We start from the raw sequence: 12,115 nt of genomic DNA on the forward strand, positions 1-12,115 counted from the left end.
CTCCAAGTTAGCAGGCTAGGGTGCGCAGATGGCCATTGCGGCCATAGCGAAGGATGGGCTCGTCACGCGTCACCAGAACCATGTCCAACGCTCTCGCACTTGCCATCAGTATCCGATCCATGGGATCACCATGAGGCGGACCGGGCAGGTTGGATGACGCAATCAGAATGGCTGGTGAGATAGCGCTGAGCTTTGCCGACATTCGCTCGATGAATCGCTCCACGAAGTCGAGTGGCGCCAATGGCAGATTGAGCCGGCCCTTGGCTACGCCAATTCCGATCTCCCATGCCGACATCGGCGAAAGATACAGACGGCCGTCATAGGCCGCTTCCGAAATCTCCCGGCTTGCGTGCGGATCGATCAGACTATCGTTGGCGACAAAGATCACCGCACATGTATCCAGAAGCAGGTTTGGCCCTTCGCTCATTTACGCACCGCAAGTTTGCCGTCACGCGCGTCAGCCTCACCGCCCAGATAGCCCCGGTCCCATGGCTCGTCATCGAAAGGTTTGGTGATATCAAATCCGGCTTCGATTGTTATCAGGCCCTTCATGAAACCAAAACCGGGGTGGCGATCCGCGCGCGCCTCCTTTGGCGCGGTAGGCACGCTACCACTGGGCGGCGCCGAAATGGGCACTTTGCGAACGCGGCGAAATACCAATTTCCCACTCCCTATATTGACGGATTCGGTCTCGAACCCAGCCTCAAGCCACTCCCTTGTCATGGGATTGTTGCTCGGATTGTTGCTCCACCATGCAGGGTATTGCTTCGATGCGGGCAGCGGAAGATTGAGCACTCTCTCGATTTCGGCGAAGGACATCGGAACGCGATCGACATTTTGGGCAATGAGAAAGTCCTTGAGCGGCGCATATTTGGACATTGCAAACTCCTCAATGTAGCGCACTGCAGTTTACAGGTACCATATGGTACTAACTTCACTACATTGTCAACATTAAAGCTGTATAAAGTTTTAATACCGCTCGAACCCCCTGTGCAGTTCCCAATCCGTAATGCGGCGGTCGTATTCGAACTGCTCCCACTTTGCGGTGTGGACATAATGTTCGAGCACATCGTCGCCGAGCGCCTGCTTCAGCATCTTCGATTTGGCCAGCGTCTCGGTGGCGTCGCGCAGCGTCTTCGGGATCTCTGGCAGGCGCGAGGCCTGGTAGGCATCGCCGACGAACGGCTTCTGCAGTCCGAGCTTCTCGTCGATGCCGGCAAGGCCGGCGGCGATCAGCGCGGCGAAAGCGAGATAGGGGTTCAGGTCGGCGCCGCCGATGCGGCATTCCATGCGGATGCCCTTGGTGCCCTCACCGCACAGGCGGAAGCCGGCGGTGCGGTTGTCCTCGCTCCACATGATCTTGGTCGGCGCGAAGGTGCCGGCCTGGAAGCGCTTGTAGGAGTTGATGTAGGGCGCCAGGAACCAGGTAAACTCCCTGGCGTATTTGAGCTGCCCAGCCGCCCATTGCTGGCCGAGCGTGGACAAAGTCCAGTCCGCCTTCTTGTCGAAGAACAATGGCGTCTTGCCGTCGGCGCTCCACAGCGAATTGTGGATGTGGCTGGAATTGCCGGCGAGCCCGTAATTGTATTTCGACATGAAGGAAATCGACTTGCCTTCGGACTCGGCAATCTCCTTGGCGCCGTTCTTCAGGATGACGTGGCGGTCCGCCATGTCGAGCGCCTCGGCATAGCGCACATTGATCTCTTCCTGCCCCGGGCCCCATTCGCCCTTGGAGTTTTCGATCGGGATGCCCGCCGCTTCCATCTCGTTGCGAAGCCGGCGCATGACGCCTTCTTCCTTGGTGGTGATGCCGATCTGGTAGTCGCCGATATAAGGCGACGCGGTGTCGAGCCCCTGCCAGTGCTTCTTGCGGGCGGAATCGTAGGTCTCGTTGAACAGATAGAATTCGAGCTCGGAGGCGAAGTAGCCGATATAGCCGCGCTCGGACAGCCGCTTGACCTGCTTCTTCAGGATGGCGCGCGGCGAATGCGGCAGGTCGTCATGGGTGTGGTGGTCGAGCACGTCGCAGATCACCAGCGCCGTCTTTTCCAGCCACGGAATGCGCCGCAGCGTGGCAAGGTCCGGCTTCATGACGAAGTCGCCATAGCCCTTCGACCAGCTTGCCGCCTTGTAGCCCGGCACCGGCTCCATATCGATGTCGGCAGCCAGGAGATAGTTGCAGCCATGCGTCTCGTCATGGGCGGAATCGACGAAGTACTGCGCCAGGAAACGCTTTCCCGCGAGCCGGCCCTGCATGTCGACGATGCAGGCCAGCACCGTGTCGATCTCGCCACTGGAGACCGCTTTCTTCAACTGATCGAACGAGAAATTTCCGGCCATTCCTTTGGCACTCCAGTGCTTGGTCGTTGAGGACGAAACCATAGCCGGCTGCACGCCGGCCATGGCCATGATGGTGACGTCAGTGGCCGGTTTCGCCGACAGCTTGTTCGGCAGCCTTGATCGCTGCCTGACGCGCCGCGATGATGTCGCCCAGCGGCGGGCCCTGGAAGCGATTGCGCTCGAAGGCGAACCAGACAATCGCCGTCAGGATGAAGAAGCCGACGGTGATGTACAGCGCCCAGTCGTTCGGCGGCTGGATGCCGATGATGAAGATCAGGATCATCGACACTATGGAAAGGACCCCGAACAGCATGAAGATGCCACGGCCCAGGTTCCACGGTCCCATCTTGTCCCACTTCGGCGTGCCCCAGGCCACCATGCCGAGCACGATCGGCACGGTGAAGGACAGGAACAGGAAGATGACGGTGCACGAGACGACGATGGTGTAGGCCGAAGTGCCGGCGACCGAAACCAGCGTCGAACCCCAAACGAACAGCACCGACAGGACCGACGCCGTCCAGATGGCCGCCACTGGCGTGCGATAGGTCGGGCTGACCTTGGCCAGTGCCGACGAGCCCGGCAGGCCGCCGTCACGCGAGAAGGCAAAGATCATGCGCGAAGCCGAGGTGACGGTTGCGAGGCCGCACAACAGCTGGGCGATGAACACGACGAGGTAGACGAACTCCTTGAGGCCGGGACTGACGCGCTGGTCGAAGGCCCAGAAGAACACGTTCCAACCCTGCTTGGCGGCGTCGTCCATGTTGGGGATCATCAGCACGAAGGCGGCCAGGAACAAATAGCCGAAGACCGCCGACCAGATAACCGACATCACCATCGCACGCGGCACCGATGAGGCCGCCTTGATGGTTTCCTCGGAAGTGTGTGCCGAAGCATCGTAGCCGGTGATGGTGTAGATCGGCAGCAGAAGGCCGAGAGCGAACACCCAGGCGTTCGAGACGGACGGCCAGACGCTGGCGCCGGCCTCACCCGAGTAGTTGTGGAAGGTGAAGAGCCGGCTGAAATCCCAGGTCTCGGCGGAGAACAGGCAGACGACAGCAATCAGGATCGAGCCGAAGAAGATCAGGTAGCCCGAAAAGTCGGTCAACTTCGCAGTCAGCTTGATGCCGAGATGGTTGATCAGCGCCTGGGCGCCAGTGATGATGACCAGGAAGATCATCTGATTGGTCAGCGTACCCTCGATGCCGAGCGTCGGCCCGAAGGCGCCGATGAAGAAGGTCCAGGTGCCGACATTGATGGCGCCGAGCACGGTGATCAGGCCGAGCAGGTTGAGCCAGGCCGTCACCCAGCCGGTGCCGCGATTGCCGAGGATCGAACCCCAGTGATAGAGGCCGCCGGCCGTCGGATAGGCCGAGCTGATCTGCGACATGGCGACCGCGAAGGTGAGCGAAACGAAGCAGCCGACCAGCCAGCCGATGCCGATACCGATACCGCCGGCGCCCGACGTTGCCTGCGCCAGCGAATTGATGCCGCCCGACAGGATGCAGATGATGGAGAAGGAAACGGCGAAGTTGGAGAAGCGGCTTAGCCGCCGCTCAAGTTCCTGGGCGTAGCCCATGGAATGGAGGTGCTTTACGTCTTCCGCCTTGTCTGTGTCTGAATAACCCGGTGCTGCCATTGTAGTCCCCTTTGCATTCTTAGCTGGCCGGCCCTGCCCCGGTCGGCTTGCGCCGGCCGGAGCATCTAGTCTTTGCTGTTAGCCTGCCGTCTGGCCGACGGCTGCTTCCGCGGCCGCGATCTCCGAAGCGCGGCGAGCAATGTCGGCGCCGATCGGCGGGCCCTTGAAGCGGCGCGATTCGATGCCGAACCACAGCACCACGAGCAGAACGATCAGGCCGATGGCATAGTTGATCAGGATGTCGAAGGGCGGCTGGATGCCGGCATACATCAGCACCAGAACGCCAAGCACCGTGATGACGGCGAACGGCTTGGACCAGATGCCGAGGCGGAACGGGCCGAATTCGGTCCAGCTCTTGCCCTCGGCAAGCAGGCCGGCGGCCACGGGCATGGCGTAGGACACGTAGAGGAACAATGCACAGCCGGCCGCCAGTGCGGCAAAAGCCGGTGAGTACAATGTCGCTGCGACCGCGAGCACCGCTCCGAGCCAGATTGCCGCCACCGGCGTGCGCCATGTCGGGCTGACGGTTTTCCACACCGACGAACCGGGCAGGCCGCCGTCACGCGCGAAGGCAAAGATCATGCGCGAGGTCGACGTCAGTCCGGCGAGAGCGCAGATGAAGTTCGCCAGCACGATTGCGATGGCAATGATGCTCTTCAGCAGGAATGGTGCCGGCAGGTTGTTGAAGAGATTGAACCAGGCATTGGCGCCATCCTTGGCCGTCGCTGCCAGATCGGGGCTGGCCAGTACGAACGAAACGGCCATGACGAAGCCGAACACCAGCGACCACAGGACCGAATGGATCATGCCGCGCGGCACCGCCACGCGGGCATTGTGGGTCTCTTCGGACGTGTGGGCCGAAGCGTCGAAGCCGGTGATGGTGTAGAGTGGGTAGAGCAGGCCGATCAGGAAGGCGACGAGTGCCGTCCGTGCGGTCGGAACGTAGCCTGCGCCTGGATCACCGGTGTTGTTGACGAAGGTGGTGAGCCGCGAGAAATCCCAGCTTGCGCCCCAGATCAGGAACATCGCGGTCAACACGACGGCGACGACCAGAATGAGGTAGCCCGAGAAATCCGTCAGCATGGTGGTGAGCCTGATACCGAAATGGTTGATCAGCGCCTGTGCGACCGTGATGATCACAACGCCGATCACCTGCTCCTGATAGCCCCACGCGGAGACGTCGTTGCCGAACACGCCGGACCAGACAAGGTCCTTGAACAGCGCGTAGACGCCGACATTGACCGAGGCGACGACGAAGACCAGGCCGAGCAAGTTGATCCAGGCCGTGGCCCAGCCCCAGCCGCGCCCGCCGAGAATTGACGACCAGTGGTAGAGACCGCCGGCCGTTGGGTAGGCCGAGCCGATCTGGCCAAGGGACGCGGCAACGACAAGTGCAAAGACGCCGCCGATGACCCAGCCGACAGTCGCCTCGAAGCCGCTGCCGGTCGCCATGGCCAGCGGGAAGGACGTGATGCCGCCCGCCAGAATACAAATGATCGAAAAGGAAATTGCGAAATTCGAGAAGCCGCTCATGCGGCGAGCCAACTCCTGGGCATAGCCCATGCTATGGAGGGTTTTTACATCCTCCGATCTTTCAGCGTCTGATTTGTCCGGTCCTGCCATTTTCGTCCCCTGTTTTTCTAGCTGGCCGATTGAACTGACTTTCCCATTGCGTGTCGCCGGGAACCCTTGGCCTCCTCGGGTTCCAGGTCAGAAAAAATGCCCGTGAGCAGATCCGCCCATTTCCGCTGCCCGGTCTCGCCGGAGATCTCGTCGTTGCGGATTTCGATCATTGCGCAGGCAAGGCCGCGCGAGCGTGCATGGCGCTCCAAAGTGAAATAGACGCGGTCGGCCGGCGAATAGGGCTCGTTGATGCCGACAGTGACGCCGGAGAGCCGCTGCAGCGCCGCTATCAGCGGCGACGCCAGCCGGCGGTCGTCATCATGGATGATGCCGATATGCCAGGGCCGGTTCTTGCCCTTGTAGACCGGGGTGAAGGAATGCACCGACACCAGCCGGGTCTCCTGCCCACGCGCCTGCCGGTCGTCGATGATCGATGCGATCGTGTCGTGGAACGGCCGCCACGACAAAGCGATGCGCTCGGCGCGCTCACTGTCCGACAGGCCGGCATTGCCCGGAATGGCCGTCGTCTCGCTGACCGGCGGCACCAGGTCCGGTGCGTCGAGCGGACGGTTGCAGTCGATGATCAGGCGCGAGATGCGGGTTTCGATGAGCGTCGCATCGAGGGCGGTCGCGATGCGGCGGGCCACCGGCAGCGCGCCGGGGTCCCAGGCGATGTGGCGGGAGAGATCTTCGGCCGGCAGGCCAAGCGTGCCGAATTCGGATGGCAGGAAGTTGGAAGCGTGGTCGCAGGTCAGCACGAAAGGGCTGGACCCGCCGGGGTTCGTCACCCCTACGGTATCAGACGATGCAAGGCTGGCGGGCCGTGCTCTCTCCATAGTCTGCCGTCCCCTGGGGAGCGCTGTATCTTATGTTACGTATTTTGCGTCATTGCGTCCCTGTGGATGATTTCATACAGTTTGTCCGGCTTTGTCAAACGCGATTTCGGGGAAGCGGTCTGGAGGGGCTCAGGGGTGGGGAAAACGATGATTTCCAGCATTGCCGAACTGATTTCGGACCGCATCGGCACGATGCCGGCCGGCGAGCGCCGCGCCGCGCAAACGCTGATTGCCAATTATCCGCTGATCGGGCTGAAGACGGTCGCCGAGTTCTCGACCGCCGCCGGCGTATCGTCGCCGACCATCCTGCGCTTTGTCTCCAGGCTGGGGTTCCAGAACTATCCCGAATTCCAGTCGGCGCTGCAGGACGAACTGGCGGCGCAATTGCAGTCGCCGGCATCGCGCACGCTCAATCCGGCCTCACCGGGCAGCAGTGCCGTGTCGCCAATGCTGGAGGCGACGCTGGACAATATGCGCGAGACCTTCAGGCATCTGTCCGACAGGCAGCTTGCCGACATCGCCGAAAGGCTCGCCGAACGGCGCGGCAAGACATTCCTGATCGGCGGCCGCTTCACCGATCCGTTGGCGCGCTACATGGCCGCCCACCTCGCCATCATCCAGCCCGACGTTTATCACCTCGCCGGTCAGGAGAGCATCTGGCGCGACCGGCTGATCGACATGGGCAAGCGCGACGTGCTGGTGATCTTCGACATCAGGCGCTACCAGGACAGTCTGGTACGCTTTGCCGAGACCGCGCATCAGCGCGGCGTGCAGATCGTGCTGTTCACCGACCAGTGGCTATCACCGATCGCCCGCTTCGCCCGCCATGTCATTGCAGGACGCACCGCCGTGCCTTCGGCGTGGGACTCTTCCGCCGCTCTGTTCGTTGTCGCCGAGACGCTGATCGGCGCTGTCACCAGGCAGCTCGAGGCCGACAGCGCCAAGCGCATCCGCGACCTGGAAAGCCTGCGCTGACACGCTCAATCCCGGCCGCAGGTGCGCAAAATTACGCAGATTTAATGTGCATGGAAGCGGCAGAATTGCCATAAAGCCATGATATTGCGGCGGCTTCGCACATACCGGGTGCGTCGCTGCGCGTTTTTTTGCTTGGTGAAACCGGTAGACGTTTTGCCAACCGGAGTGTCGATGGTCGCCTGGAAACAGATCGTTTTTGCGCTTGTGATCCTGGTCGCGGCTGTCCTCGCCTGGGCGCGATTCTTCCCGGGCGCGCCGGAGGTTCTGGCACGCTGGGGCATCGACTGGACCTATGCTTCGGCGCCCGCCACAACCGGTGCGGTCGACACGACAAAACAGGCAGGCGGTCGCAACGCTGCCGGCCGCCCGGCAAATGTCGTCGCCTTGCCTGCGGCCACCGCCACCATCAACGATCGCCTGCAGGCGATCGGCACCGGCCGCGCCAACGCCTCGGTGACGGTCAACCCGTACAGCTCCGGCCGGCTGGTTGAATTCCTCGTTCAGTCCGGCACCCGCGTCGACAAGGGGCAGATCATCGCTGTTCTCGATTCCGAGACCGAGGTGATCTCGCAGGATCGTGCCAAGCTCGCCTTGCAGGATGCCCAGGACAAGCTCGAGCGGGTGAAATCATTGAGGGCCTCCAACGCCGCGACCCCGGTCGCCGTCGCCGATGCCCAAGTGGTGCTGGCCGGCGCCAAACTGGCGCTGCAGGATGCCGAACTCGCCTTGCAGCGTCGTTCGATCGTCGCCCCTATCGCCGGCACGGTCGGCATCCTGCCGATATCGGCCGGCAATTACGTCACCAGCCAGTCGGCGATCGCCACGCTTGACGACCGCTCCTCCATCCTGGTCGATTTCCTGGTGCCCGAGCGCTTTGCCGCCGCCGTCAAGGTCGGCGCGCAACTGTCGGCGACGCCGATCGCCAATCCGAGCAAGGCCTATACCGGCACCGTGTCGGCCATCGACAACCACATCGACGAAAAGAGCCGCACTCTGCTGGTCAAGGCTGCAATCGCCAATCCGGCGGATTCGCTGCGCGCCGGCATGTCGTTCGGCATCACCATGCGCTTCCCCGGCGACACCTACCCGGCCATCAGCCCCCTGGCGATCCTGTGGGGTTCCGACGGCGCCTATGTCTGGCAGGTCGAGGACGGCAAGGCCAGGCGCGTTCCCGTGCGCATCATCCAGCGCAACACCGAGACGGTGCTGATCGACGCCGAGATCGAGGATGGCGACATGGTGGTGACCGAAGGCACCCAGAGCGTCAGCGAAGGCGGCGCGGTCCGCATCGCCGGCCAGGATCAGCGCGCCGCGGACGCGGCCGAAGGCTCATGACCGCGCCTGTCAGCACCGCCAGCGAAACCGGCTTCACCGCTCTCTTCATCCGCAGGCCGGTCATGGCCTTCGTGCTGAACACGCTGATCGCAGTGGCCGGCCTTGCCGCTTTCTACGGCGTCGAAATCCGCGAACTGCCCGATGTCGACCGCGCCGTGGTCACCGTGTCGACGGCTTTCGAGGGTGCCGCCGCCGAAACCGTCGACCGTGAACTGACCGACACCATCGAGGGTGCGGTCGCGCGCGTATCCGGCGTCAAGTCGATCTCGTCGACCTCGTCCTTCGGCCAGAGCCGCGTCACCATCGAGTTCAACGACGGCGTCGATTTGAACGTCGCCGCTTCCGACGTGCGCGACGCGGTCGGCCGTGTCGCCAACATGATACCGGAGACCTCCGATCCGCCGCGCATCGTCAAGGCCGATGCCAATTCCGATGCCGTGATGCGACTGGCCGTCACCTCCGACACCATGTCGGTGCAGGACATGACGGTGATCGTCCAGGACCAGATCGAGGACGAACTGGCTGCCGTGCCTGGCGTCGCCGACGTTCAGGTCTATGGCGACCGCGACAAGATCTTCCGCATCGATGTCGACCAGAACAAGCTCGCCAGCCTCGGCTTCACTGTCGCCGATCTGAGGGCAGCGCTTGCCTCGGTCGCTTTCGATTCACCAGCCGGTTCGATCACCACCACCAACCAGGATCTCATCGTCCGCACCACGGCCGATGTGACGACGCCGGAAGAATTCGAAAACATCATCATCGGCGGCACGACGCGCATCCGCGACGTCGCCACCGTCACGCTCGGTCCCGACATCGGCCAGACCTCGTTGCGCTCCGACGGCAAGACCGGCATTGGCCTTGGCATCATCCGTCAGGCGGAATCGAACACGCTGGATATTTCCACCGGAGTGAAAGCAGCCGTCGCCAAGCTGCAGGAAAACCTGCCCAAGGGCATGTCGATCAAGATCACCAGCGACGACGCAGTCTTCGTCAACGGCGCCGTGCACGAGGTCGAGATCGCGCTCGGCCTGTCGATCTCCATGGTGCTGATCGTCATCTACATCTTCCTGCTCGACTGGCGCGCGACGCTGATCCCTGGTCTGTCAATGCCGGTCGCCATGATTGGCACCATCGCCGCCATCTATCTCGCCGGCTTCTCCATCAACATCCTGACGCTTCTGGCGCTGGTGCTGGCAACCGGCCTTGTCGTCGACGACGCCATCGTCGTCCTGGAAAACATCGTGCGACGGCGCAACGAAGGCATGGGGCCTCGTGCCGCCGCCGTGCTCGGCGCCCAAGAAGTGTTCTTCGCAGTCATCGCCACGACGCTGACGCTCGTTGCCGTTTTCGTGCCGATCTCCTTCCTGCCGGGACAGACCGGCGGCCTGTTTCGCGAATTCGGCTTCGTCCTCGCCATGTCGGTGCTGCTCTCCTGCGTGGTGGCGCTGACGCTGTGCCCGATGCTGGCCTCGCGCATGTTGACCGGCGCATCGCTCCCCCATGAAGGCGGTCACGGCATTGGCGCGCGCGTCGGTGGCGCGCTGAACGCGGCCTACAAGCGCGCCCTGCATGCCTGCCTCGGCGCGCCGTGGATCGTGCTGCTGGTTGCGGTGCTGTTTGCGGGCGTCGCCTTCAGCCTGTTCGGCACCATCCGCCAGGAACTGACGCCGAGCGAGGACCGCGCCGTCGTGCTGTTGCGCATCAACGCGCCGCAAGGCGTCAGCCTCGATTACACCACGCAGCAGATGCAGAAGATCGAGCGGCTGATCCAGCCGCTGCGCGATTCCGGCGAGATCGTCTCGACCTTCGAAAACGCCGGCCAGAACGGCGCCTACAATTCCGGCTTCATGGTGATGACGCTGGCGCCGTGGGACGAGCGCACGCGCAGCCAGCAGGAGATCATGGCGCAGATAAGCCAGCTGACCCGGCAGGTGCCATCCGTGCGCATCTTCCCGGTGCAGGCCAATAGCCTCGGCATTCGCGGCGCCGGCAACGGCCTGCAATTCGCGCTGGTCGGCAACGACCGCAAGGCGCTCGGCGACGCGGCGGTGAAGATCATCGCCCGGATGCAGGCCGATCCGCGCTTCCAGACGCCGCGGCTTTCCATCGACCCGACGCAGCCGCAGCTGGCGGTGGCCATCGACCGCGAGCGCGCCTCCGATCTCGGCATCGACATATCGGGTCTCGCCAACACCTTGCAGGCGATGCTCGACGGCAACGATGTCGTCGATGTCTACATCACCGACCGCAGCTATGGCGTGAAGCTGGTCTCGACCACCAACCCGATCAATGATCCGACCGATCTGGAAAACATCTTCCTGAAGACCGCCGACGGCCGCTTCGTGCCGATGTCGACCATCGCCACGCTGACCGAGCGCGCCGTGCCGCCGTCGCTGACCCGCGAACAGCAGCAGCCTTCGGTGGCGATCACCTCGAACCTGAACGGCAATTTCGCACTGGGTGACGCGCTCGGCGTTGCCGAGCAGATCGCCGCCCCGCTGCTGCCGCCGGGCAGCCGCGTCCTGCCGCTGGCCGAAGCCGCGACGCTCGGCGAGACCAACAGCGCCATGATCACCATTTTCGGCTTCGCGCTGGTCATCATCCTCCTGGTGCTCGCCGCCCAGTTCGAAAGCTTCGTCAGCGCCGTCATCATCATGGCGACGGTCCCCCTCGGCCTTGCCTGCGCAATCTTTGCGCTGCTTTTGTCAGGCACCAGCCTCAATGCCTACAGCCAGATTGGCCTCGTGCTTCTGGTCGGCGTCATGGCCAAGAACGGCATCCTCATCGTCGAATTCGCCAACCAACTGCGCGACCGCGGCCTCGGCGTGCGCCAGGCGATCGAGCAGGCCTCGATCATCCGCCTGCGGCCGGTGATGATGACGATGATCTGCACCATCCTCGGCGGGGTCCCGCTGGTGCTGGCCGCCGGCGCCGGTGCCGAAGCGCGCATCGCGCTCGGCTGGGTCATCGTCGGCGGGCTGGGTCTCGCCACCGTCTCGACGCTGTTCCTGACCCCGGTCGCCTACCTCCTGCTCGGCCGCTTCGTCACGCCGAAGGCGCATGAGGAAGCGAGGCTGAAGCGGGAGCTTGAGGAAGCGGCGTACGCCAATGTCGAGCCGGCGGAATAGCTCCGCTTACCCTCCCCCTTGTGGGGAGGGTCGGACCGCAGGTCCGGGGTGGGGTGCAGCGCCAACTAACGTCGGTGCGGCGCTCCCGCGAATAACAGAGGTAGGAGCCAAGACCCCCCCCCCCCCCCAAAACAAAAAAAAATAATTGTTTGAAAAACCACCCACAAAGGGGGGGGGGGAAATAAAACCCAAAAAAAAAAAAAAAAAAAAGAGTTGGGGACGACCCACGCCGGCGAGGACCC

At 63.0% G+C, this 12,115-nt stretch carries 9 protein-coding genes; 3 read left to right on the forward strand and 6 right to left on the reverse strand.

Going from position 1 to position 12,115, the window contains the following annotated elements:
• Window positions 1-7 precede the first annotated feature (7 nt).
• From NKI35_RS08060 to NKI35_RS08085, 6 genes are all read right to left on the reverse strand, one after another.
• Window positions 8-427 carry a type II toxin-antitoxin system VapC family toxin gene (locus NKI35_RS08060; RefSeq protein WP_352739416.1) on the reverse strand — a complete coding sequence of 140 codons (420 nt, stop codon included), beginning with the start codon at window positions 425-427 and terminating at the stop codon, window positions 8-10.
• Entirely contained in the window at window positions 424-879 is a 456-nt protein-coding gene (locus tag NKI35_RS08065) for a DUF7662 domain-containing protein (protein ID WP_352739418.1), read from the reverse strand. The genes NKI35_RS08060 and NKI35_RS08065 overlap by 4 nt, the downstream gene beginning before the upstream one ends.
• A 90-nt stretch (window positions 880-969) precedes the next feature.
• Window positions 970-2,340 carry a glutamine synthetase family protein gene (locus NKI35_RS08070; protein WP_352739419.1) on the reverse strand — a complete coding sequence of 457 codons (1,371 nt, stop codon included), beginning with the start codon at window positions 2,338-2,340 and terminating at the stop codon, window positions 970-972.
• A 79-nt stretch (window positions 2,341-2,419) separates the two neighbouring features.
• Entirely contained in the window at window positions 2,420-3,976 is a 1,557-nt protein-coding gene (locus NKI35_RS08075; protein ID WP_023691841.1) for an amino acid permease, read from the reverse strand.
• Window positions 3,977-4,054: 78 nt separating this feature from the next.
• Window positions 4,055-5,599, reverse strand: a complete 1,545-nt coding sequence (locus tag NKI35_RS08080) for an amino acid permease (RefSeq protein ID WP_023691842.1) — start codon at window positions 5,597-5,599, stop codon at window positions 4,055-4,057.
• Between the two features lie 17 nt (window positions 5,600-5,616).
• On the reverse strand, window positions 5,617-6,435 hold the full coding sequence (locus NKI35_RS08085; protein WP_023747110.1) for an N-formylglutamate amidohydrolase: 819 nt from the start codon (window positions 6,433-6,435) through the stop codon (window positions 5,617-5,619).
• A 147-nt stretch (window positions 6,436-6,582) separates the two neighbouring features.
• On the opposite strand from NKI35_RS08085, the gene NKI35_RS08090 reads away from it, so the two are divergent.
• From NKI35_RS08090 to NKI35_RS08100, 3 genes are all read left to right on the forward strand, one after another.
• The gene (locus tag NKI35_RS08090) at window positions 6,583-7,410 is read left to right on the forward strand and encodes a MurR/RpiR family transcriptional regulator (protein ID WP_023686446.1); all 828 of its coding nucleotides are present in this window, start codon (window positions 6,583-6,585) and stop codon (window positions 7,408-7,410) included.
• 171 nt (window positions 7,411-7,581) lie between these two features.
• A complete protein-coding gene (locus NKI35_RS08095; RefSeq protein ID WP_352739421.1) occupies window positions 7,582-8,745 on the forward strand; it encodes an efflux RND transporter periplasmic adaptor subunit in 1,164 nt (387 codons plus the stop codon).
• Window positions 8,742-11,873 (forward strand): efflux RND transporter permease subunit, encoded by a 3,132-nt coding sequence (locus tag NKI35_RS08100; protein WP_023747109.1) that lies wholly within the window; start codon window positions 8,742-8,744, stop codon window positions 11,871-11,873. The genes NKI35_RS08095 and NKI35_RS08100 overlap by 4 nt, the downstream gene beginning before the upstream one ends.
• The last annotated feature ends 242 nt before the right edge of the window (window positions 11,874-12,115 follow it).

The organism is Mesorhizobium sp. M0676 (genome assembly GCF_040320535.1).
In the GTDB taxonomy this organism is placed as follows: domain Bacteria; phylum Pseudomonadota; class Alphaproteobacteria; order Rhizobiales; family Rhizobiaceae; genus Mesorhizobium.